Origin of the sequence: Streptomyces sp. NBC_00271 (genome assembly GCF_036178845.1) — a bacterium.
In the GTDB taxonomy this organism is placed as follows: Bacteria; Actinomycetota; Actinomycetes; order Streptomycetales; family Streptomycetaceae; genus Streptomyces.
On record NZ_CP108070.1, the window covers coordinates 5445382 to 5468746 of the forward strand.

The 23365-nt window shown below is 71.6% G+C and carries 20 protein-coding genes and 1 pseudogene; 7 read left to right on the forward strand and 14 right to left on the reverse strand.

Annotation, left to right across the window (positions count from 1 at the left end; all coding sequences use genetic code 11):
- Positions 1-78: 78 nt before the first annotated feature.
- Positions 79-1626 (forward strand): CehA/McbA family metallohydrolase, encoded by a 1548-nt coding sequence (locus OG798_RS24880; protein ID WP_095854078.1) that lies wholly within the window; start codon positions 79-81, stop codon positions 1624-1626.
- A gap of 71 nt (positions 1627-1697) precedes the next feature.
- On the opposite strand, the gene OG798_RS24885 is transcribed toward OG798_RS24880, so the two are convergent.
- A complete protein-coding gene (locus tag OG798_RS24885; protein WP_328757702.1) occupies positions 1698-2303 on the reverse strand; it encodes a TetR/AcrR family transcriptional regulator in 606 nt (201 codons plus the stop codon).
- A gap of 124 nt (positions 2304-2427) precedes the next feature.
- Here OG798_RS24885 and OG798_RS24890 point away from each other — a divergent pair, with 124 nt between their 5' ends.
- The gene (locus tag OG798_RS24890) at positions 2428-3558 is read left to right on the forward strand and encodes an ABC transporter permease (RefSeq protein WP_328757703.1); all 1131 of its coding nucleotides are present in this window, start codon (positions 2428-2430) and stop codon (positions 3556-3558) included.
- Between the two features lie 211 nt (positions 3559-3769).
- A pseudogene (locus OG798_RS24895) lies at positions 3770-4084 on the forward strand (winged helix-turn-helix transcriptional regulator); the annotation flags it as partial.
- Between the two features lie 21 nt (positions 4085-4105).
- Here the strand turns inward: OG798_RS24895 and OG798_RS24900 are convergent.
- From OG798_RS24900 to OG798_RS24920, 5 genes are all read right to left on the reverse strand, one after another.
- Complete coding sequence (locus OG798_RS24900; protein WP_257017436.1) at positions 4106-4432, reverse strand: hypothetical protein; 327 nt, start codon at positions 4430-4432, stop codon at positions 4106-4108.
- An 81-nt stretch (positions 4433-4513) separates the two neighbouring features.
- Positions 4514-5284 (reverse strand): TetR/AcrR family transcriptional regulator, encoded by a 771-nt coding sequence (locus OG798_RS24905; protein ID WP_267062146.1) that lies wholly within the window; start codon positions 5282-5284, stop codon positions 4514-4516.
- Between the two features lie 29 nt (positions 5285-5313).
- The gene (locus OG798_RS24910) at positions 5314-6231 is read right to left on the reverse strand and encodes an SDR family NAD(P)-dependent oxidoreductase (protein ID WP_267062147.1); all 918 of its coding nucleotides are present in this window, start codon (positions 6229-6231) and stop codon (positions 5314-5316) included.
- A 43-nt stretch (positions 6232-6274) separates the two neighbouring features.
- Entirely contained in the window at positions 6275-7033 is a 759-nt protein-coding gene (locus OG798_RS24915; RefSeq protein WP_267062148.1) for an SDR family oxidoreductase, read from the reverse strand.
- A 95-nt stretch (positions 7034-7128) separates the two neighbouring features.
- Positions 7129-7974 carry an alpha/beta fold hydrolase gene (locus OG798_RS24920; RefSeq protein ID WP_095854072.1) on the reverse strand — a complete coding sequence of 282 codons (846 nt, stop codon included), beginning with the start codon at positions 7972-7974 and terminating at the stop codon, positions 7129-7131.
- 85 nt (positions 7975-8059) lie between these two features.
- Between OG798_RS24920 and OG798_RS24925 the strand changes: the two genes are divergently transcribed.
- Together OG798_RS24925 and OG798_RS24930 are read left to right on the forward strand one after the other, a co-directional pair.
- Entirely contained in the window at positions 8060-8677 is a 618-nt protein-coding gene (locus tag OG798_RS24925; RefSeq protein WP_267062149.1) for a helix-turn-helix domain-containing protein, read from the forward strand.
- 62 nt (positions 8678-8739) lie between these two features.
- Positions 8740-8952, forward strand: a complete 213-nt coding sequence (locus OG798_RS24930; RefSeq protein ID WP_328757704.1) for a hypothetical protein — start codon at positions 8740-8742, stop codon at positions 8950-8952.
- A 285-nt stretch (positions 8953-9237) separates the two neighbouring features.
- Here OG798_RS24930 and OG798_RS24935 read toward each other — a convergent pair whose 3' ends face one another.
- The 7 genes from OG798_RS24935 to OG798_RS24965 form a co-directional block, all read right to left on the reverse strand.
- A complete protein-coding gene (locus tag OG798_RS24935; protein WP_095857986.1) occupies positions 9238-9819 on the reverse strand; it encodes a hypothetical protein in 582 nt (193 codons plus the stop codon).
- Positions 9820-9982: 163 nt separating this feature from the next.
- Entirely contained in the window at positions 9983-11458 is a 1476-nt protein-coding gene (locus OG798_RS24940; RefSeq protein WP_095854069.1) for an aldehyde dehydrogenase family protein, read from the reverse strand.
- Positions 11455-13185, reverse strand: a complete 1731-nt coding sequence (locus OG798_RS24945) for an N-acyl-D-amino-acid deacylase family protein (protein WP_328757705.1) — start codon at positions 13183-13185, stop codon at positions 11455-11457. The genes OG798_RS24940 and OG798_RS24945 overlap by 4 nt, the downstream gene beginning before the upstream one ends.
- 13 nt (positions 13186-13198) lie before the next feature.
- Positions 13199-14317: an LLM class flavin-dependent oxidoreductase gene (locus OG798_RS24950; RefSeq protein ID WP_075027127.1), complete on the reverse strand. Its 1119-nt coding sequence runs from the start codon at positions 14315-14317 to the stop codon at positions 13199-13201.
- A gap of 99 nt (positions 14318-14416) precedes the next feature.
- A complete protein-coding gene (locus OG798_RS24955; RefSeq protein WP_121415806.1) occupies positions 14417-15193 on the reverse strand; it encodes an SDR family NAD(P)-dependent oxidoreductase in 777 nt (258 codons plus the stop codon).
- A gap of 53 nt (positions 15194-15246) precedes the next feature.
- Positions 15247-16152, reverse strand: coding sequence for a TIGR03619 family F420-dependent LLM class oxidoreductase (locus OG798_RS24960; protein WP_121418435.1), 906 nt, complete (start codon positions 16150-16152; stop codon positions 15247-15249).
- A gap of 98 nt (positions 16153-16250) precedes the next feature.
- Positions 16251-17522 (reverse strand): amidohydrolase family protein, encoded by a 1272-nt coding sequence (locus OG798_RS24965; protein ID WP_097225569.1) that lies wholly within the window; start codon positions 17520-17522, stop codon positions 16251-16253.
- Between the two features lie 306 nt (positions 17523-17828).
- Between OG798_RS24965 and OG798_RS24970 the strand changes: the two genes are divergently transcribed.
- Positions 17829-20789: an AfsR/SARP family transcriptional regulator gene (locus OG798_RS24970; protein WP_095854065.1), complete on the forward strand. Its 2961-nt coding sequence runs from the start codon at positions 17829-17831 to the stop codon at positions 20787-20789.
- Positions 20790-20995: 206 nt separating this feature from the next.
- On the forward strand, positions 20996-21175 hold the full coding sequence (locus OG798_RS24975; protein WP_121415804.1) for a hypothetical protein: 180 nt from the start codon (positions 20996-20998) through the stop codon (positions 21173-21175).
- A 534-nt stretch (positions 21176-21709) separates the two neighbouring features.
- On the opposite strand, the gene OG798_RS24980 is transcribed toward OG798_RS24975, so the two are convergent.
- On the reverse strand, positions 21710-23314 hold the full coding sequence (locus tag OG798_RS24980; protein WP_328757706.1) for a FadD3 family acyl-CoA ligase: 1605 nt from the start codon (positions 23312-23314) through the stop codon (positions 21710-21712).
- Between the last annotated feature and the right edge of the window lie 51 nt (positions 23315-23365).

Sequence of the window (23365 nt, forward strand, 5' to 3'; positions counted from 1 at the left end):
TTCACAGCCGACTACCAGGGTTGTACGTGCCAACGTGCACCACCCATGTCACTCTCACGACACCCTGGGAGCAGCAGCATGTGCGAGGACGAGCACGGCATCGAAAGCTTCGACGGCATCGGCAGACGCGCGCTGTTCGTGACGGGGGCGGCAGCCGCCCTTACGTTGGGAAGCGTGACCTTCGCGAGCGGCTCCGACGCGACCGACCGTACCGAGACCCGTACGGTGTCCGGCACCCTGCCCACCGGTTCACCGGACTTCGTGTACCTCCCGGTGGAGATCCCGCGCGGGGTGCGGGAGATCCACGTCGCGTACACCTACGAGAAGCCGTCCGTCCCGGCCGGCACCGCGGGCAACGCGCTCGACATCGGCCTCTTCGACGAACGCGGCACTGCACTGGGCGGCGAGGGCTTCCGCGGCTGGTCGGGCGGCGCGCGCACCGAGTTCTTCGTCCGCGCGGACGACGCGACGCCGGGGTACATCCCCGGCCGGATCCGCCCCGGCACCTGGCACATCGCGCTCGGCCCCTACACGGTGGCGCCGCAGGGCCTGCCGTACGAGGTCACGATCACGCTGACGTACGGGGAGCAGGACGCCGCCCCGGTCCCGGCGTACCCGCCGTCCCGTGCGAAGGGCCGGGGCCGCGCCTGGTACCGGGGTGACTGCCATCTCCACTCCTGGTATTCGGACGGTCGCCGCACCCCCGCGGAGATCGCCGCGCTGGCGCGCGCCGCGGGTCTGGACTTCATCAACAGCTCGGACCACAACACGCACAGCTCGCACCCCCACTGGGCGGACCAGGCAGGCCCCCATCCCGACGGCGAACTGCTGATCCTGCTGGGCGAGGAGGTCACGACCCGCAACGGCCACGTGGTGGCCCTCGGCACGGACCCCGGCACGTTCGTCGACTGGCGCTACCGGGCCCGCGACAACCGTTTCGGCCGTTTCGCCCGCCAGATCCGCCGCGCGGGCGGCCTCGTCGTCCCCGCCCACCCGCACGCCACCTGCGTCGGCTGCGGCTGGAAGTTCGGCTTCGGGGAGGCGGACGCGGTGGAGGTGTGGAACGGCCCGTACACCCCCGACGACGAGGTGACGCTCGCGGACTGGGACAACACGCTGGTGGCGGCCGTCCGTTCGGGCAACGCCGACCGCTCCTGGCTCCCGGCGATGGGCAACAGCGACGCCCACCGCGACCCCGACCCGGTCGGCAGCCCGCAGACGGTCGTCCTCGCCGACGACCTGACCCGCGAGGCCATCCAGGAGGGTCTGCGCGCGGGCCGCTCGTACGTGGCGGAGTCGAAGCTGGTGTCCCTGACGTTTTCGGCAGCCGGTGCGAAGGGCCAGCACGCGGGCATCGGCGAACGCCTGCGGGTCGCCCCCGACACCCCGGTCACCGTCCGCCTGGAGGCCACCGGTGTCCCCCGCTGCACGGTCCGCTTCGTCACCGACCAGGGCGTCCTCTTCACGAGCGCCCCCTTGCCGGTGTCGGGTTCCGGGACGGTGGAGTGGAACACGACGGCGCAGTACGCGGCCTACGTACGCGCGGAGTTGCGCCACGAGACGGCGGCGGGTCCGGTACCGGGGGCGTTGGCGGCGTTCACGAACCCGATTTTCCTCGGGACTTGAGTCGGCTGGTTTGACGTCCTGATGGGGCCGTCGGCCGATGGGTACTGCTGAGCGAGAAGCGGCGGGACCGCTCAGCGCTCACCGGTCGGCTCCGGCCACAACGCCCGCACCGCTTCAGGCACCTCGGCCACGACAGCCGGGTCGAGCACGGCCAGTTGGAGGATGTAGCCCGGGAGGACGGAGAGCATCGCCGAAGCGATCGCCTCGGCGGTCACGGTCGTGGGCAAGTCGCCGTGGTCCTGGTGGTCACGGACCATGATGACCAGGTCGGCGCGCATGCGGCCCATGAGCTGGTCGAGCTTGTGAGCCACCGAGCGGTTGCGCATGGCCTCTCCCCAGACCAGAACCGCGAGCCCGGCCAGGTTCCCCTCGGCGGACTTGACCCGGATCACGTCGAGAAGTTCCGCCATGACCGCCCCCATGGACTGGCCCTGCCGGTTCGTGGCGACGGTGAGCGTGATGTCGAGGACCTCACGCATGTTCTCCTCGGCGATCGCGAGGATCATCTCGTCCTTGCTGGTGAAGTGCCGGTACACCGCTCCCGCGGACAGCCCCGCCTCCGTGAACAGGTCCTGCATGGACGCGGAGTGGAAACCGTCGCGGAGGAAGCAGCGTCGCGCCGCGTCCAAGATCTGCTCACGGCGGGCGTCCATGTACTGCTGGGTGACCTTGGGCATGGGCTCACCCTATCAAGAAAAACGAACATTCGTGTTGACGTTTGCTCGTGCAGCGGGTCAGGCTGGGGAATTAATAGAACGATCATTTCTTTTTTTATGAGAGGGGCTGACCGTGAGGAGCCCGTTGTCAGGACACCCGGCAGGGCGGGAAGCGGCCGTTGCCGTCCTGGTGTTGCCCCTGGTGATCACCCTGGTGGTGCTGTCGTTCGCCTGGCCGGCGGGACGGACCGCGCCGCGTGATGTCCCGGTCGGAATCGTGGGCACCGGAGCGGCCAGCCAGCGCGCGGTGGAGGGCCTGGTCCATGAGAAGCCCGGCGCGTTCGATTTCCACCTCTACCCCGACCAGCAGGCCGCGCGGTCGGCGATCGAGAACCGGGACGTCTACGGCGCCCTCGCCATCTCGGCCCACGACATCACCGTGCTGACGGCCCCTGCCGCCAGCACCTCCGTGGCCCAGCTTCTGGGTGAGGTCGGACAGCAGCTGGCCGAGCGGGCCGCCCAGCAGGGGACCACCGGTACTCGGCCCTCGGCCAAGATCCACGTGACGGCACTCGACGTGGTGCCCGTCGCCGCGGAGGACCCCAGGGGGGTGGTGTTCAGCTCGGCGGTCTTCCCGCTCACGATCTGCGGCATCCTGATCGGGGCGTTCGTCTCGACCGCTCGCGGCCTGCGACGCCCATGGCACCGACTGCTGACACTGCTCGTCGCATGCGCCGTCGCGGGGCTCGGCGCCTACCTCGTGGCCCAGGGTTTCCTCGGGGCGCTGCCCCACGATCACGTGGCCACGTGGGCGGTCCTGTCGCTCGTCCTGATCTCCATCAGCACCACCGCCGCCGGGCTGGTCCGACTCCTCGGGCAGGCGGGCCTCGGGCTCAGCGCCGCGCTCATGGTCTTCGTCGGGAACCCCTTCTCCGGCGCCGGCTCCGCTCCGGAGATGCTCCCCAAGGGAGTGGACTACGTCGGCCAGTGGCTGCCCCCCGGCGCCGGAGCCAGCCTGCTTCGCGACACCGCGCACTTCGACGGCAACGGCGGCTCCGGCCACCTTGCCGTCCTCGCCCTGTGGAGCGTCTGCGGGTTCACAGCGGTCATGTTCGGCCGGCGGATCACCGGGCGAGCACCCGGCGCGAAGACCGGTGCGACGGCTTCCGGAGCGTCGCTCTCGTCCTTGCCGACGTCCGGCGCCGCTTCGCCGGACCGGCGTCACGCGCACGCGCACGCACACGCTCACGCACGTCGCAGCGACGATGACTACTGATGCCGAACGCTTCATGCGGGACGGCAATCGCGGCCGTCCACACGAGCTGACCTCGCAAGGGGGGCGGCCCCTTCCCAGCGGGCCGCACCGCCACCTGGGAGGCGCGGCCCGGACGACACACGGGCCGACTCCCGCCATCGCCACGCGTACGGCCTACGGCGCGAGGCGTGGAACCGCGATGCCTCGCGCCGTACCGGAACGGACACCCACCATGACCACCTCACAGCGCCCGCGGCCGGCCGGGCCCCCTCCGGCCGCCACTCGGGCCTTCGCCCTGCTGGGCAGACGCTGGAACGCCCTGATCCTTGTGGCCCTGGCCAAAGGCCCGGCCCACTTCGCGCAGGTGCGCGAGCGCGTCCCCGGCATCAGCGACCGCATGCTCGCCCAGCGCCTCCAGGAACTGACCGCGGTCGGCCTCGTCGCTCGAGACGTCCGAACCGGCCCGTCCTCGCGATCCCATTACGCACTCTCTCCGCACGGCAACGCCTTCCTCATCCCCCTGGCCGCCTTGCTCGTGTGGGCGGAGGACCACCTCCCGGCGAGCGGCTCACCGACCGAGGACCAGCAGCGTCACCATGAGGACCGTCAGGACGCCCAGGCCGATTCCGCCCGCCTTCGCGCCACCCCGGGGGAGGAAGATCCCGGCGACCGTCAGCAGCGTGGTGAGCGGTACGCCCAGCCAGGCGACCAGGATGAGCGCGTTCTCGAAGTGGGGCGTGCGGACGCCGTCCTGGCAGGTGTCGCACGCGATGGCGAGGAGCGGGCCGAAGGTGGCGACCAGGCCTCCGGTGACGAGCACCAGCATCGCGAGGGCGGTCAGGCCGGCCCAGTCGAGGGGAGTGCGCCGGGAGCGGGTGGTGTGGGTGTTCGCCATGCGGCCGACGTTACGAAGGTGTCGACCGGTCGGCATCCGATGTCGTACTCAGGTCGCCGTGAGGCCGTGGCCTGAGTACGGCTACTCCGATGTCGTGTTGGAGAGGCGGTCCAGCCACTCGCCCAGGAGGGCGGACTCGCCCGGGGTGAAGTCCGGCCTCGGGGTCCGGCGCAGGAGGGCGGCGAGGTGAGTGGCGGTGGCGGGGAGTACTTCTTCCGCTCCCGCTTCCTCCGCCCCCGCTTCTCCCGCTCGCGCTTCCTCGTCGCCGGCGGACGTGGTCTCCGGCCCCCTCGCCTCCGGGGTGAAGACCACCGCGTGCACCGCGTCCCGGATGCGGCGCGACAGGGTCTCGTCCGTGAAGGTCGTCGGGCGGGAGACCAGCATCAGGGAGACGCCGACGTTGGCGGACATGATCATCTGGGCGGCGAGTTCGGGTGCCAGGCGCAGCTTGCCCTGTTCGGCCGCGCGCCGGAGGTCCGCGGTGAGGATGCGGTGGGACTCCAGGGCGGCGGCCGGTGGCGTACGCATCGCCGGGGAGTTCATGAGGCGGTAGAGGTTGGGGTTGCGCAGGGCGAAGTCGGTGTGGGTGTCCCAGCCGTCGCGCAGGTCCTGGATGGGGTCCGTGCCGGGCCTGCGGCTGCGCTTGGTCGTCAGGTACTGCTCGTATCCGTGGTCGACCACCGCCGACAGCAGGCCCTCCTTGTCCCCGAAGTGGCGGTAGAGGGCCGGGGCGCCGACCCCCGCCGCCTCGCAGACCGCCCGGGTGGAGACATCCCCGTCGGGGGAGTTCGCCACCAGCTCGGCCGCCACTTCGAGGATGCGCGCTTTCGTACTGCTCACGGACGTGCTCACGGTAGCGACGTTATCCGAGTCGTCCGAGGTCACGCCGCCCCCTTCCGCGCCACGGGGGACAACAGGTCCGCCAGGCCGATCCGGGTCAGGAACTCGGCGCGGACACGGTCCGCGACCAGGCTGACCTCCTGCGAACCGTCGTCCGCCGGGTCGACGTGCACCCGCAAGGGGCGCTTCCCGTACGGGGTGTCCACCACGTCGACGATCGCGTCGGCGACGAGCGACACGTCGACATCGGGCGGGGTGAGGGCCGCCAGGCGTCCCGCGACCTGGTCCATCAGGCCCGCGTAGTGCTCCTCGTAGGCGGGGAGCACGGTCTGTTCGGAGGGGTGGCCGCCGCTCGCGAAGTGGTTCGTGCCCGAGGTGAACGCGCCCGGCACCACGATCGTCGTCTCGATGCCGAAGCGGGCCAGTTCGGCGGCGTACGACACGGCGAGCGCGTCCATCGCGGCCTTGGCGGCGAAGTACGGCGCCAGGTACGGCGGGGTGCCACCGCGCGTGGAGGTGGAGCCGACCCAGAGCAGCAGACCGTGGCCCTGGGCCCGCAGGTGCGGCAGCGCGGCCCGGTTGACCCGCTGGGTGCCCAGCACGTTCGTGTCGTACACCGCGGCCAGTTCGGCGGGCGTGAAGGCCTCCGTCGGGCCGGTCACCATGTGCCCGGCGTTGTGGACGAGCACGTCCAGCCCACCGGCCCGCGCCAGCACCGTGGCGATCGCCGCGTCCGCCGACTCCTGGGACAGGACGTCGAGTTCGACCGTACGGAGGTCCACCGCGTGCTCGGCGGCGTACGCCTCGGCCTCCGCGACCCGGGCCGCGTTGCGCCCGCCGGTGTCCCGCATCGCGGCGTACACCGTGTGCCCGGCGCGGGCGAGGGCACGGGCGGACAGCGCGCCGAAGCCGGATCCGGCCCCCGTGATGACGATCGTCCTGCGCGCGGCAGCATCCATGACTGAACTCCTTTTGAATCGAGGCGAGTTGAATCCGGGCGAGTTACGCGATGCCGCCGTTGGCCCGGAGCACCTGGCCGTTGACCCAGCGGCCTGCGGGACCGGCGAGGAAGGACACCACCTCGGCGATGTCCCGGGGGGTGCCGAGGCGCTCCAGCGGCGGCTGGGCCGCCATCCGCGCGATGGTCTCCTCGTCCTTGCCGTCCAGGAAGAGGGCGGTGGCGGTCGGGCCGGGGGCCACGGCGTTGACGGTGACGTCCCGGCCGCGCAGCTCACGCGCGACGATCAGGGTCATGGCCTCGACGGCACCCTTGGTGGCGGCGTACGCGCTGTACCCGGGGATCGCGAGCGCGAGCACGGAGCTGGAGAAGTTGATGAGCGCGCCGCCCGCGCGCAGCCGTCGTGCCGCCTGCTGGTCGACGACGAACGTGCCGCGGATGTTGGTGCGGTGCATGCGGTCCAGCGCGTCGAGGTCGAGGTCGACCAGGGGCGCGAGCGCCATGACACCGGCCGCGTGGACGACGACGTCCACCCCGCCGAACGCGGATTCGGTGGCGTCGAAGAGGGCGGCCACCTCGGTCTCGTCGGCCACGTCGGCGCGGACGGCGATCGCCACTCCGCCCGCCTCGGTGATCGCGGCGACGGTCTTGTCGGCCTCGGCTTCGTTGCCGGCGTAGTTCACGACGACGGCGTGACCGTCGGCCGCGAGGCGCTCGGCGCTCTCCCGGCCGATTCCGCGGGATCCGCCGGTGACGACGGCCACTCGGCGGGGCGTTCGAGACGTGCTGGAGTGCTCGGTCATGACGATGCTCCTCGATGGGGCGGGGGTAGCGGTGTTCACCACCCGACGAAGCAACGCTAACACCATCGCGGTAGCAGCGCTACGGGCAACCGCGCTCAGCCCAGGAACGCCGCTACGGTCGCCACGAACCGCCCGGCGTCGTCGAGCCAGGGGTAGTGACCGGCGCCCGGCTGCACGACGAGCCGCGCGTCGGGGAACAGCCCCGCGAACTCGGCCGTCGCCCCGGGCGGGCTGTTCAGGTCGAACTCCCCGGTGAGCAGCAGGACGGGGGCTCGGCAGGCGGCGAGCGCCGCGCGGGTGGCGGGCGGGTCGAAGGCACCCTCGGCCCCGAAGAAGGCCACGGCCTCCTCGTTGCCCGGCCGGGCGGCCGCATGATGCTGCCGCGCCACGGCGTCCCAACGGCCCCAGAAGAAGGGGGCGACGGCCTCCCAGTCGCTGCCCGTCCCCGCACCGATCGCCTCCAGCGCGGCGAACGCCGCCGGGAACCATGGCTCACCCTCCCTGAGCCGCGCGAGCGCGCGCCGCGCCTCCCCCGTGACCTCGATGCCGACGGCCCGGGTGCCGGGGCCGATCAGGGCGAGCCTGCCGACGCGCTCCGGATACCGGGCCGCGTACTGCGTCGCGACGTTCGCTCCGGCGGAGTGGCCGAGCAGGTCGAGCCGGGCCGGCCCGAGGTGCGCGCGCAGCGCCTCGACGTCGTCGACCAGGCGGTCGCAGCGGTAGCCGGCGGTGTCGTGCGGGAGTGCGGACCGGCCGGTACCGCGCAGGTCCAGGACGGCCAGCCGACGGTGCCGGGAGAGGCCTCCGAGGTCGCCGAGGTAGCGGGAGTCCGTGGGGCCGCCGGGGACACAGAGGACCGGATCGCCGCCGCCGTCTCCGCTCCCGCCTCCCATCAGGCGGTAGGCGAGGCGGGTTCCGTCAGGTGCGGTGAAGGTGGGCATGACGTGGATCCTGACAGTAATAACCGGGTTATACAACCGGGTTATGGTGACGTTGGGGCACTCGGCCTGGGTATATAACCGAGCTATGGCAGTCGAAGAGGACACGCGTCGAACCCCCGAGCCCCCGACCGAGCCCCTGACGGAGGCGCAGGCCGAGCGGATGTTCGCCGACATGAACGACGTCATCCGCGCGGGCGAGGAGATGCGCGGGCTGCGCGCCGAGATGATCAGGCTCTTCGCCGACCTCGGCTGGACCCAGGACAGGATCGCCCGCCTCACCGGCATGAGTCAGCCCGCCGTGTCCAAGCAGGTCACCAAGCACAAGGGGGACGACCCGTCGCCCCCGCCACGCCTCGCACTCGACCGGCACGACACCCCCTGGCTCGAGGGACGCCTCTGGGGCCTCGCCGAGGAGATCTCCGAGACCCTCCACGACGCCGCCCACTGCACGCGTTACGTCAACGCCGTCGCCCGGGGCCGGAAACACTTCACACCCCAGAACGTCGACGAGCTCCGACGCCTGGTCGAGGAGGACCTGCGGCTGCACCGGACCGCTCTGCCCGACGGCCACCGGCACGCCTACGACGAGATCAGCCGCGCCCTCGACCTTCCCGTCCCCCCGGGAGCCACCACCGAATCGGCCTCCGTACGCCGCACCCTCGCCCGCCAGATCCAGCGCGCCCGCCTCAGGGACGAGGCCTGAGCCGACGCTCGCTCACCCGCCGCACCAGGGCCGGTGTTCCTGCAGCCGCCACACTCAACACCATGAACCTGCCCGAGGATATGGACGCATTCGTGAAGGCCAAGGGGAACGCCTCCCCGTACACCGCCCGGATCCTGCGGCGGCAGAACTTCGCCGAGGAATGGGAGAAGTCCGCGCGGATGCGGGCCGAGGCCGGAATCGTGACCACGGCCTCGGAACCCGCCGAGAGCGAGGACGCCACCCTGGAGCGCTGGGCGCGGCTCGCGGGCAGGTGAAGCGCGGCCACGTCTACGAGCTGTCGTTCGCCGGAAGTCCCGCGCACGCCCTGGTGATGTCGACATCCCCGTCGACACCCCTTCCTCGGGCACCGTCGTGCTCGGCGAGTCCCGCACCCTGTCGGCCCCTCGCTTCACCAAAGAGCTGGGACCTGTCGACGAACGGGTCATGGAGGCCGTCGAGATCGGACTCCGAGTCGTGTTCGACCTGTAGACCCCGGCCGGCCGGGCCCGTCAATCCTGCCGCGTTCCGGCGCTTACCGGCCCCGGCGAGGAGGTCTCCGGCTAAGTCCCCTTCGTCGCCCGAGCCCGGTCGCGGGCCCACGCGCCCGCGCCCACCAGCACGGCGGCCGCAGCTCCGTACACGGGCAGCCACAGGGTCGTCGTGGCTGCCAGGCAGTCGGCAACGGCCTTGCCGCTCTGGGTCACTTGTGCGTACGCCAGGGCGGCGCCGTCGCTGTCGGCCAGGTTCGCCAGCGCGGCCCTCGACCGGAGGGCCTCGTACCTGCCCGTCCCCTCGCACCCGCTCCGCGTGCCCGACATCGGAAAGAGCCAGGCCCAGCGCTGCATCATGGGGGCCAGCGCGATCGCCACACACAGGCCGACGACCAGCGCATACGCGACCAGGCCACGCATGTACGCCGATCGGATGCCGGGCGTCCACGCCGGCCGTCGCTGGAAGGCGAAGATCACGGCAAGAAGCGTCACCCCGATGTACGTGGAGAACCACTGCCAGGACCCCTGCGCGAGTGCGAACGTCAGCACGGCGGCGAGTCCGATGCCGATGACCCCGGCCTGGCCGGCCGAGTCGTATCCGGCCCCGGTGGATGCCGGCTTTCGGGTTCCCTGCGGGCTGGGGTCGTTCACGGGCCTCTCCTGCGGGGTGGAAGCCATCAGCATCCGCCGCGTGGCGCCGCGGGCCCCGGCGCCATGCCGGACGGTCACGACACCCCCGCTCGGATGCCCCACCCTGCCGGTCCGGACAGGCCCAGGGCCCGTCCGGCCGATCATGCCGCCCCAGGGCCTGTCCCTAGTTCCCCGACGGCCAGACGATCGCCTGCACCTCGCTGTACGCGTGCAGTGCGTACGACCCCACGTCCCGCCCCACCCCGCTCTTCTTGAAGCCGCCGAACGGTGCCTCCATGTTGCGGCCGACGGTGTTGACGCCCACCCCGCCCGCACGCAGCGCGCGGGCGACGCGGAAGGCGCGGGCGACGTCGCCCGACCAGACGTAGTCGATCAACCCGTAGTCGCTGTCGTTGGCGAGGGCGATGCCTTCCTCCTCGTCGTCGAAGGGGACGACCACGACGACGGGCCCGAAGATCTCCTCGCGGACCACCCGCATGTCGGGGGTGCAGTCCGCGAGGAGGGTCGGGGCGACGTAGAAGCCGCGGTCGTACGGGGGACGCGTGCCGCCCGTGACGATCCGCGCGCCCTCCTTGCGGCCGAGTTCGACGTAGGCCTCGACCCGGTCCCGGTGGGCCGCCGAGATGACCGGCCCGACGACCGTCCCGGGCTCCCGCGGGTCCCCGACCGTCAACCGTCCCGCGTACGCGGCCAGTTGCTCGACCAGGCGGCCGTAGATCCCCTTCTGCGCGATCACCCTCGTCGGCGCCGTGCAGATCTGCCCGCTGTAGAAGGAGAACGTCGTGCCGATGCCGAGCGCCGCCGACTCGACGTCCGCGTCGTCGAAGACGACCGCCGCGCCCTTCCCGCCCAGCTCCATCAACTGGCGTTTCATCCCGCGCCCGCACACCTCGGCGATGCGCTGCCCCACCGCCGTCGAGCCGGTGAAGCTGACCATGTCCACGTCCTCGCAGTCCACGGCCGCCTCGCCGACCTCCGCGCGCGAACCGCTCACCACGTTCACGACACCCGGCGGTACGCCCGCCGCCTCCAGTGCCTGAGCCATCCGGTACACGGAGAGCGGGTCCTGCGGGGCGGGCTTCACGACCACCGTGTTGCCCATGGCCAGGGCGGGGGCGATCTTGCCTGCCGGATTGGCCCAGGGATTGTTGTAGGAAGTGACGCAGGTGACGACGCCGACCGGCTGGCGGACGGCGAGGGCGCCCATGACCGCCGCCTTCCCGAACGGCCCGGCCTCGTTGATCTGCGGCGGCAGCGGCTGCTCGACGGGCTCCACGCGCGCGTAGCGCCGGAAACGGGCCGCGCCCACCCCCACCTGCATCCCGCGCGCGGTCCCGGTCGTGGCACCGCTCTCGGCCTGGGCGAGATCGGCGTAGGAGAGGAAGTTGCGCCGGATGACGTCCGCCGCCCGGCCGAGGAGCGCCGCGCGCTCCTCGGGGGGCGTCCGCGACCACGGTCCGAAGGCCTCGCGGGCCGCGGCGGCGGCCGCGTGCACCTGCTTCCGCGAGGCCTCCGGCGCCATCCCGACGACACCCTCCGTCGCCGGGTCGATCACCTCGTAGTGCCCGTCGTCGGGCTCCACCCACGAGCCGCCGATGAACAGCCGCTGCTCGTCGCCCGGCCCCCGCACGTCGGTCACCTCGTACTCACCGTCTCCGTGTCCCGGCCGGAGCGCAGCACCTTCCCCGGTACGGCGCCCGTCACCACGTCTCCCCGGATCGACTCGACCCCGTTGACCCAGACCGCCGTGATGCCGATCGCCCTGGAGTCGAGCCGGGGGCTTTCTCCCGGCAGGTCGTGCACCAGGGTGGCCTTGCCGGCGTCGATGCGCTCCGGGTCGAACAGCACGAGGTCCGCATGGAAGCCCTCCGCGATCCGCCCGCGTTCCCTCAGTCCGAAGAGGCGCGCCGGGTCGTCCGTGAGCATCTTCACGGCCGCCTCCAGCGTGGTCAGCTTCCGCCCGCGCAGACAGTCCCCGAGGAACCGGGTCGTGTACGGGGCCCCGCACATGCGGTCGAGATGGGCGCCCGCGTCCGAGCCGCCGAGCATGACGTCCGGGTGCTGCCAGGTCTCGGCGCGCAGCGTCCAGGAGTCGGTGTCGTTGTCGGTGGGCATGGGCCACAGCACCGTCCGCAGGTCGTCGTGCGCGCAGATCTCGACCAGGCACTCGAAGGGCTCCTGGTGGCGCCGGGCCGCGATGTCCTTCACGACCTGCCCGGTGAGGCCGTCGTTCGCCGGGCTGTAGGTGTCCCCGATGACGTACCGGCCGAAGTTGGCGAGGCGGCGGAAGACGCCCGCCTCCTTGCTGTTCGCCCGGGCCAGCATCTCGGCGCGCACGGAGGGGTCCCTGAGCCGTGCGATGCGTTCCGGGACGGGCAGGGCGAGGATCGGGCCCCACCCGGGGATCAGGTTCAGCGCGCAGAACGTGCCCAGGGACATGTTCATGGGGGTGAGGATCGGCATGGTGAGGGCCACCACCCGGCCGCCCGCCTTCCGCGCCCGTTCGCTCGCGACCAGCTGCCTCGGTACGCGCTCGGGGACGGCGGCGTCGATGGTCAGCACGTTCCAGTTGAGCGGACGGCCCGCCGCCGCGCTCATCTCGACGAAGAGGTCGATCTCGTCGTCGCTGAACTGATCGAGGCAGCCGGCGACGATCGCCTCGATCTGGGTGCCCTCGTGCTCGCCGACGGCCCTGCTCAAAGCCAGCAGCTCCGCGGGCTTCGCGTGCCGGGAGGCGACCGGTCTCCCGTCGCCGTCGGAGTGGGTGGAGGACTGGGTGGTGGACAGGCCCCAGCCGCCGGCGTCCATCGCCTCGTGGAAGAGGGTGAGCATCCGCTCCAGCTGCTCCCCGGTCGGCTGGCCGCCCACCGCGTCCGCGCCCATCACGTACCGCCGCAGCGCGCAGTGCCCCACCATGAAGCCCGCGTTGACGGCGATCCGCCCCTCCAGGGCGTCGAGGTAGTCGCCGAAGCTGTGCCAGTTCCAGGGCGCCCCCTCCTCCAGGGCGACCAGCGACATCCCCTCGACCTTGGACATCATGCGGCGGGTGTAGTCGGCGTCCTCGGGCCGTGCCGGGTTCAGCGGGGCGAGGGTGAAGCCGCAGTTGCCGCCCGCGACCGTCGTCACCCCGTGGTTCAGGGACGGGGTGGCGTAGGGGTCCCAGAAGAGCTGGGCGTCGTAGTGCGTGTGCGGGTCGACGAATCCGGGCGCGAGGACGAGACCGTAGGCGTCCTCGCTCGTGCGGGACGCCTCCGTGACCGTGCCGATCGCGGCGATACGGCCGTCGCGGATGCCGACGTCCGCGGTGTAGCCGGGCGCGCCCGTGCCGTCCACGACGGTCGCGCCCTTGATGACGTGGTCGAGCATGGCCGCACCCTCCTCAGACCGCTTGGCGGAAACGGGTCGTCCGGTGCACCGGATCCGTGTCGATCTTCGGGATCACGTGCTCCCCGATCAGCCGGATCGTCTGCAGGGTCTCCTCCTTCGGGACCCCGACCGGCAGCCCGAAGGAGAGCTGGTCGGCGCCCGCCTGCTCCCAGCGCTTGCACTGGGTGAGCACCTCGTCCGGGTCGCCGCAGATCAACAGCTCCTCCTCGATGAGGAGTTCGACGAACTCGGCGTTGTACTCGGGGAGCGTCTCCGGCCAGACGGGGAAGCCCTCGGGGCGCGGGAAGGTGTCGTGGTAGCGGAAGACGAGGGAGGGGAGGTAGTGCAGTCCGCCGCCGACCGCGATCCGTATCGCCTCGTCGTGCGTCGGCGCGCAGATGGCGGTGGTCGTCACCATCACGTTGTCGTTGACGAAGGCCCCGACGGGCTCGGCGTCCACGATGGCGGTCTTGTACTGCTGGAGCACCCACTCCATGTCGGAGACCTTCTGCACGCTGAAGCCGAGCACGCCCAGGCCCTTGCGAGCGGCCATGGCGTACGAGGGCGGCGACCCGGCGGCGTACCACATGGCGGGGTGCGCCTTCCCGTACGGCTTGGGGAGCACCTTGCGGGGCGGGAGCTGCCAGTGCTTGCCCTGGAACCCGACGTACTCCTCCTGGAGCCACATCTTCGGGAACTCGGCGATGGTCTCTTCCCAGATCTCCTTGGTGTAGTTCATGTCGGTGATGCCGGGGAGGAAGCCGAGGATCTCGTGGCTGCCCGCGCCGCGCCCGCTGCCGAACTCGAAGCGGTTCTCGCTGAGGTGGTCGAGCATGGCGACCTTCTCGGCGACCTTCACCGGGTGATTGACCTGGGCGAGCGGGTTGAAGATGCCCGAACCGAGGTGGATGCGGTCCGTGGCGTGGGCGAGATAGCCGAGGTAGACGTCGTTCGCCGAGAGGTGCGAGTACTCCTCCAGGAAGTGGTGCTCGGACGCCCAGGCGTACTTGAAGCCGGACTTGTCCGCCTGGATGACGTACTCGGTCTCCTCCATCAGCGCCTTGTGCTCCGCGAGCGGGTCGGTCTCGGCGCGCTTGCCCACGTATCCCTGTACAAAGAGCCCGAATTCCAAGGAGGTTCACCGTCCCCAGTATGTTTCTGACTATCCGTCAGATTGGCTTGCCGCCGACTGTTGCACCACGGGCCTGCACCGTCAATACCTGACTGCCCGTCAGATCACGCTGACCCCCGCCAGCCACCCCCCGTCGATCACGAACGGCTGCCCGGTGATGTACGAGGAGTCCTCGGAGGTCAGGAACAGGGCGAGCCGGGCGACCTCCTCGGGCCTGCCCACCCGCCCGAGCGGCACGAGCTTGCTGTACAGCTCGTCCAGGGCCCTGGTCATCTCCTCCGGATCGGCCGTCGGGTCGAGCTGGGCCGGGTTCGACATGGGGGTGTCGACGGCGCCCGGGCAGATGGCGTTGACCCGTATCCGCTGGTGCGCCAGCTCCAGAGCGGCGACCCGGGTGAGGCCGAGGATGGCGTGCTTGGTCGCCGTGTACGTGCCCACGGCCGCCATCCCGGTCATCGCGGTGTACGAGGCGGTGTTGACGATCGTGCCCCCGCCGGCCGCCGCGATCTCCCCCGCGACGGTCTTGATGCCGAGGAAGCAGCCGACCTGGTTGACCTGCACGACCTGGAGGAACTCGTCCAACGGGGTGTCGACGAGGGCGTTGAAGCGCAGGATGCCCGCGTTGTTGACCAGCCCGTCGATCCGCCCGTACGCGCCCTTCACGGCGGCGACGGCGGCCGCCCAGTCGTCCTCCCGGCCCACGTCGAGGTGGACGTAGAGCGCGTCCAGTTCCTTGGCCACGTCCTCGCCCCGGTCGTCGAGCACGTCCGCGACGACGACCTTGGCACCCTCCGCGGCGAACAGCCGCGCCTCCTGCTCGCCCTGCCCGCGCGCCGCCCCGGTGACGATGACGACGCGTCCGTCCAGCTTGCCCATGCCCTGACTCCCTGGTTGAGATGGGATGCGGTCTGGTTGAGATGAGGTGCGGTCTAGTCGAGGTGGGGCGCGACGTCGGCGCCGAACGCCGTGATCTGGTCGACGAGCTCACTCAGCCCCCGCGCCCGGAACCGCACCTGGATCTGGTGCACCCCCATCGCCCGGTACGCCCGCAACGACTCGGCGACCGCCTCCGGGGCCCCGCTCACGGTGCGCCGCCCGACGTGCCAGTCCGGCGTGCCGACGTACAGGGGCTCGGTGATGGCCCCGACGACGAGAGGCGCGGAGATCCCCGCCTCCTCCCTGATCCGGTACAGACGGGCGATCTGCTCCGGCAGCCGCTCGCGCGGATCCCCCTGCGGCAGCCAGCCGTCACCCCGCAGCGCGGCCCGGCGCACGGCGGCGGGCGAGGAGCCGCCGACCCACACGGGCACGCGCTCCTGCGCGGGCCGGGGCCGCTGCCCGAGTCCTTCGAAGTCGAACAGCTTCCCGTGGTGCACGGGGAACTCGTCGGCCCCCAGGGCGGCGCGCAGCGCGTCGATGGACTCGTCGAGCACCGCCCCCCGCCGCGCGAAGTCGGCGCCCACCGCCTCGAACTCCTCCGCCACGTGCCCGGCGCCGACCCCGAGGATCAGCCGCCCGCCGGAGAGGTGGTCGAGGGTCGCGTACTGCTTGGCCGTGACCAGCGGATGCCGCAGCCCGACGACCGCGACATGACTGAGCAGCCGTACGCGCTCGGTCACGCCCGCGAGATAGGCGAGGGTGGCGACGGGGTCGTACCAGATCGTGCTCATGGCGTCCGCGAGACGGCGCGGGACGGCCACGTGGTCGCAGCTCGCCACGTAGGCGAAGCCGGCGCGGTCGGCGGCGCGGGCGACCGCGACGAGCTCGCCGGGACCGGCGTCCGCCTCCCAGGGTTCGGCGTAGAGGGTGCTCTGGGACTGGATCGGGAGCTGCATCCCGTAGAGCAGGGGTGCGGGGTCCGACGGCGCCGGGTTCGACGGGGACTGGTTCGATGAAGACTGGTTCAACGGGGACTGGTTCAACGGGGACTGGTTCAACGGGGGCCTCCCGGTCCGGGCCACAGCCCGTCCTCCGTCAACCCCAGCAGCTCGATGGCGTTGCCCCGGACGATCCGTTCCACCACGTCCGCGTCCAGGTGCCCCATCTGGGCCTCGCCGACCTCGCGGGACTTGGGCCAGGTGGAGTCGGAGTGGGGGTAGTCGGTCTCGTAGAGGACGTTCGGGACCCCGATGGCATCGAGGTTCCGCAGGCCGAACGCGTCGTCGAAGAAGCAGCCGTAGACGTGGTCGGCGAAGAGTTCGGACGGCGGGCGGTGGACCTTGTCGGCGACGCCGCCCCAGCCGCGGTTCTCCTCCCAGACCACGTCGGCGCGCTCCAGGATGTAGGGGATCCAGCCGATCTGGCCCTCCGCGTACATGACCTTGAGGTTCGGGAAGCGTTCGAACTTGCCGCTCATCAGCCAGTCGACCATCGAGAAGCAGCAGTTGGCGAAGGTGATGGTGGAGCCGACGGCAGGCGGCGCGTCGGCCGAGGTCGAGGGCATCCTGCTGCTGGAGCCGATGTGCATGGCGACGACCGTGCCGGTCTCGTCGCAGGCGGCGAGGAAGGGGTCCCAGTCGTCGGTGTGGACGGAGGGGAGTCCGAGGTGGGGCGGGATCTCGGAGAAGGCGACCGCGCGGACGCCACGGGCGGCGTTGCGGCGCACTTCCGCGGCGGCGAGTTCCGGGTCCCAGAGGGGTACGAGGGTGAGCGGAATGAGCCGGCCGTGGGCCGCCGGGCCGCACCACTCCTCCACCATCCAGTCGTTGTAGGCCTTCACGCCGAGCAGGCCCAGCTCACGGTCCTTGGCCTCGGTGAAGGTCTGGCCGCAAAAGCGCGGGAAGGTGGGGAAACAGAGCGCGGACTGGACGTGGTTGACGTCCATGTCGGCGAGACGCTGGGGGACGTCGTACGAGCCGGGGCGCATCTGCTCGTACGTGATGATCTCCAGCCGTATCTCGTCCCTGTCGTAGCCGACGGCGGTGTCGAGGCGGGTGAGGGGCCGGTGCAGGTCCTCGTAGACCCACCAGTCGCCGATGGGTCCGTCGTCGCCGGGGCCGCCCATCACCGGGGCGAACCTGCCGCCGAGGAAGGTCATCTCCTTCAGCGGCGCGCGGACGATGCGGGGTCCGGTGTCCTGGTACTTCGCGGGGAGGCGGTCGCGCCAGACGCCGGGTGGCTCCACGGTGTGGTCGTCCACGGAGATGATCTTCGGGAACGGGGTCGTGGACGCCTGGGCGGCCTCAGTGGTCCTCGTGGTCTCCATACGGCTCACGGTAGCGCCGATCTGACGACCCGTCAGCTATCCGTAAGCCACCCATCGGCTGCCCGCCGCCAACTCATCGCCTCCCGCCGCCAACTCGCGGCCGCCCGCTCCGCCGCCGTACGCCCCCGCACGCCTCTGGAATGGGCGGCTCTGTGCGGAGATGTGCGCAGGGGTTGTGAGAGCCCTGTGATTCCCCGTGCCTGTACGGTGTGCGCGCCTGTGATCGCCGTCTCGCACGGCTGACGCATCCGCCATGAACAAGGCAAACTGGCCTCGTAGTACTGACGGTTCGGCAGGGGGACGGCGATGGACGGTGTACCGCGAGTGCCGGAGCAGCGACGTGCCGGGGAATCGGCGGCGTTGCGCTTCAGCGTGCTCGGCCCGGTGCGCGCCTGGCGCGGCGAGGATTCCTTGCCCACGGGGTCCCCGCAGCAACGCGCCCTGCTGGCCGCGCTGTTGCTGCGGGAGGGCCGGACGGCCACGTCCGGCGAGTTGATCGACGCCCTGTGGGGCGAGGAGTCCCCGCCCCAGGCGCTGGCCGCCGTGCGGACGTACGCCTCCCGGCTGCGCAAGGCCCTGGACCCCGGCGTCCTGATCAGCGAGTCCGGCGGCTACGCGATCCGGCTGGCCGCGAGCGACAGCTCCCTCGACCTCGCCGAGGCCCAGGAACTCGCCGCCGACGCCGAGAAGGCCAAGCACTCCGGCGACCTGTGCTCCGCCCGCGACCTGCTGAACCGCGCGCTGGGCCTGTGGGACGGGGAGCCGCTGGCGAGCGTGCCCGGGCCCTACGCGGAGACCCAGCGGGCCCGCCTCGACGAGTGGCGTCTCCAACTCCTCGAATCCCGCCTCGACATGGACCTGGAGCAGGGCTGCCACGCGGAGGCGGTCTCCGAACTCACCGCCCTGACCGCGGCGCACCCCCTGCGCGAGCGGCTGCGCGAACTGCTGATGCTCGCCCTGTACCGCAGCGGGCGGCAGGCCGAGGCGCTCGCCGTGTACGCCGACACGCGCCGCCTCCTCGCCGACGAGCTCGGCGTGGACCCGCGCCCGGGCCTGAAGGAGCTCCAGCAGCGGATCCTCCAGGCCGACCCGGGCCTCGCGGAACCCTCGGCCCCGGCGGCCGAGCCCGCCGCGGCGCCGGTCCGCCCGGCCCAACTCCCTGCGACAGTCACGGACTTCACGGGGCGCGCGTCCTTCGTCCAGGAACTGAGTGACGTCCTGGCCTCCGCGTCCTCCGCCGAGGGCGAGGGCCAGGTCATGGCCGTCTCGGCGCTCGCGGGCATCGGCGGCGTCGGCAAGACGACCCTCGCCGTGCACGTGGCCCACCAGGCGCGCGCGGCGTTCCCCGACGGGCAGCTGTACGTCGACCTGCAGGGCGCGGGCCAGCGGGCGGCGGAGCCGGAGACGGTCCTCGGCGCGTTCCTGCGTGCCCTGGGCACGGCGGACTCCTCCATCCCCGACTCCCTGGAGGAGCGCTCGGCGCTCTACCGCTCGGTCCTGGACGGCCGCCGGGTCCTGGTCCTCCTGGACAACGCCCGCGACGCGGCCCAGGTCCGCCCGCTCCTGCCCGGCACGGAGGGCTGCGCGGCCCTCGTCACGTCCCGGGTGCGGATGGTGGACCTGGCGGGCGCCCACCTGGTCGACCTCGACGTGATGTCCCCGGAGGAGGCCCTCCAGCTCTTCACGAAGATCGTCGGCGAGGAGCGGGTGGCGTCGGAGCGCGAGGCGGCCCTCGACGTCGTCGCGGCCTGCGGCTTCCTCCCCCTCGCCATCCGCATCGCGGCCTCCCGGCTGGCCGCCCGCCGCACCTGGACCGTCTCGGTCCTGGCGGCGAAGCTCGGCGACGAGCGCCGCCGCCTCGACGAGCTCCAGGCCGGCGACCTGGCGGTCAAGGCCACCTTCGAACTCGGCTACGGCCAGCTCGAGCCGGCCCAGGCCCGCGCCTTCCGCCTGCTGGGCCTGGCCGACGGCCCCGACATCTCCCTGGCCGCCGCGGCCGCCGTCCTCGACCTCCCGATCGACGACACCGAGGACCTCCTCGAATCCCTCGTCGACACCTCCCTCCTGGAATCCGCCGCCCCCGGCCGCTACCGCTACCACGACCTCGTACGCCTCTACGCCCGCGCCTGCGCGGAACGCGACGAACAGCCCCCGAGCGAACGCGACGCGGCGATGTCACGCCTCCTGGACTTCTACTTGGCCACAGCCGCCGGGGTGTACGCGATCGAACGACCCGGGGACCGGTTGGTGGACCATCTGGAGCCGACGGAGCACCCGGGGCTGGTGTTCGACGATCGGCATCCGGCGCAGGACTGGTTGTACGCCGAGGCGAACGCCCTCCTTTCGTGCGTACGCCAGTCCGTGGCGGACAGCCGACTTCGCAGGGCTGTCGACCTGCTCTGGGCCGCCAAGGACCTTGCCGAGTCGGGGGCCAATTCGCGCGAATACGAGGTCGCCGCGAACGCGGCGCTCGAGCGTGCTCGTGCCATTGGCGACGCGCATACCGCCGGGCGTGCGCTGACTACGCTCACCGACGTCCACCTGGTCGCGGGACGCTTCGACCAGGCTGACGCGGCCGCCGTCGAAGCCATGCGCATGGCACAGGAGGCGGACGACCCCGTTGCCAGCTGCTGGGCCCCCAACACCCGCGGCATCATCGCCATCTACCAGAGTCGGCACGCCGAGGGCGAGCAGTACCTGACCTCGGCCATCGAGAATTTCCGCAGCAACAAGAACCGGCCGGGCGAGGCCAGCGCGCTGTGCAACCTGTCCCGTATTCACCTGGCCACGGGACGTGTCGACAGCGCCGTCACTCTCGCTCAGCAAGGCATCGACATCTACGACTCCACGGGGAACGCCCTCAGGGGCGCGAACGGGCGCTACGCCCTGGGCTTGGCGCTCACCCGCAACGGGAACCTCGGCTCTGCGACCGAGAGCCTCGTGGAGGCCCTGGAGACCTTCCGCGACAGTCGCCAGCGGCTCTGGGAGGGGATGACTCTCTTCCGGCTCGCCGAGGTGGACCTCGCCGCCCGACGGCCGGCGCAGGCCGCGTCCAACGCGGAGATGGCTCTGACCGTGCTGCGGGGCATCGGTGGGGAGTGGCGACGTGGGCTCGTGCTCACTGTGCTCGGTCGCGCCCTCAACGGCATCGGACAGACCGGTCGCGCCCAAGTCTGCTGGCGTGAAGCCCTCGGGATCTACGAGGAGTTGGGATCTCCCGAAGCGGCCGAAGTGCGCGGCCTGCTGAACCCGGCCGCCGCCGCCTAGCCGACCGTCGGGGCGTTCATCGAACGTTTATCGCCGCCCGACATGCTCACTCCTGTCGTTCCGTCGCGTCGGGGGGCAGGCGGATCGGCAGTGAGGCCGTGAGGTTAATCTGAGCGGCCAATTGGTGCCCGTCCGGCGTCCATCGGGGGAGCTGCCGGGCGGGCCCCCAAGCCTCTTGCCTGGAACGAAATGGGGAGTTGACCGCTATGAGCGAAAAGAAGAGCGAGCCCATCGTCAAGCCGCTGGACCAGCACGCAACGGGTGAGGAGTTCGTCGCGCTGGACCAGCACGCCACCGACGAAGAGCTCATCGCCCTGGACCAGCACGCCACGGGTGGCGAAATCAAGCCGCTGGACCAGCACGCAACAACCGAACCGTCCAACTGACCAATCACGACGGGGATCGGCCGCGGCGGCGCGGAGGGGGAGCCGCCGCGGCCGATGTGCGTCTGCTCGCCTCGCTCCTGGGCCTTTGGCAGAACTTCGCCACTCGGCTGCGGGCCGTGCAGCTCCTCAAGCCGCGGCTCGTCGTGAGTCACCGTTCGGCGGCCGCTCTCTGGCGGATCGAGACGCTCACCCCGATGGCTGAGGGGAACATGGAGTTCATCGACCCCGACCTCACTCTCCGCAGCGGCGGGAAGGGCGTGCGCGTACACCGCATGCCGCTCGCCGGTCGCGACCGCCGCCCTGGTCTCCCTCGCGCTCGAAGCGCCCATGCGCGGAGCGGAAAGCGGCCGCCGCCGACTGAAGCTCGCCGATCCGGGCTCCGGCTCCCCCGCGGAGACCGTCGCGCGCCTGCGCCTGCACGACGCGGGCCTTCACCCCGAGAGCCAGGCCGAACTCCGTACGCCTGACGGCCGCCGTCGCTCTCTGGACTTCCTGTTCCGAGCCGAGGGGCTGGCCGTTCCCCGCGCCGTAGTTTCAGCAGGTCCCAGACCGCAGCTCCCCCTTCACCACCTTCCCGCTCGCGTTCCGCGGCAGCTCCCGTACGAATTCCACCGTCCGCGGGACCTTGTAGTTCGCCATCTCGCGGCGGGACCAGGCGATGAGGTCGTCGGAGGTGAGGGCGGATCCCGGGCGGCGGACCACGTAGGCCTTGCCGACCTCGCCCAGGCGGTCGTCGGGTACGCCGATGACCGCCACGTCCGCGATGTCCGGGTGGAGGCCGAGGAGTTGTTCTATCTCGGCGGGGTAGGCGTTGAAGCCGCCGACGATGAACATGTCCTTGATGCGGTCGGTGATGCGGAGGTTGCCCGCCGGGTCCAGGACGCCCACGTCGCCGGTGCGCAGCCAGCCGTCGGAGGTCAGGACGCGGGCGGTCTCCTCGGCGTCCTCGAAGTAGCCCCGCATCACGTTGAAGCCGCGGACCAGCACCTCACCCGGGGTGCCCGTGGGCGCTTCGACTCGTACCTCCACGCCAGGGATGGCCCGGCCCGAGGTCGACGCGATCACCGACGACGGGTCGCCCCGGCGGCACATCGTCACGAATCCGCTGGCCTCCGAGAGGCCGTACGCGGTCAGGACCGTCTCCACGCCCAGTTCGGTGCGCAGGCGTTCCACCAGGCGGAGGGGGACCACGGCCGCTCCTGTGACCACCAGCCGCAGCGTCGACAGGTCGTACGACGCCCGCGCCGGGTGGTCCAGGAGGGACTGGTGGAGGGTCGGCGGGCCCGGCAGGACCGTGACCCGCTCGGACGCGATGTTCGCCAGCACCGTGTCCACGTCGAACACCGGCTGCGGGATCATCGTCGCGCCCCGCATCAGACAGGCGAGCACCCCGGCCTTGTAGCCGAAGGTGTGGAAGAAGGGGTTCACGATCAGGTAGCGGTCCTCCCGGCGCAGACCGGCCAGCTCGCACCACACCTCGTACGCCCGCAGGCTCTGCTCGTGCGTGATCACGGCGCCCTTGGGCCGGCCCGTCGTGCCCGAGGTGAAGACGATGTCCGACGGCGCCGATCCCGGCACGGCCGCCGCCCGTTCCCGCACCTCCGCCGCCCCGACACCCTCCCCGTCCGCCAGGAAGTCCTTCCAGGTGCGGAAGTCGGCGGGGGCGTCGTCCGCCAGTACCACCACCTGTTCGAGGTGCGGGAGTCCGGGGAGGGGGCCGTCTCCGGCGCCCTCCCCCGCCTCCGCCCTCTCCCCCGCCGCCCGTCGCAGCGACGCCACGTACGACGTCCCCAGGAACGTCCCCGTCACGAACAGCAGCCGCGCGCGGCTCCGGGACAGCACGTACGCCGCCTCGGTGCCCTTGAAGCGGGTGTTGAGCGGGACGAGCACCGCGCCCGCCGACACCGCGCCGAGGGCGGAGACGATCCAGTCCAGGGTGTTCGGCGCCCAGATGGCGACCCGGTCGCCGAGCCGGACCCCGTTCGCGAGGCAGGCGGCCGCCGCGCGTTCGACGCGGGCGCCCAGTTCGGCGTAGGAGATCCGCGTACGGCCCTCGACGACGGCCTCGCGGTCCGCGAAGCGCGTCGCCGCCGACCGCATCAGCCCCGGGATGCTGCCCCATTCCAGGTCCCCGCGCATCTCACGCCTCCCGTAGCCACGAACCCACTAGCTGACTACCCGTCAGATTAG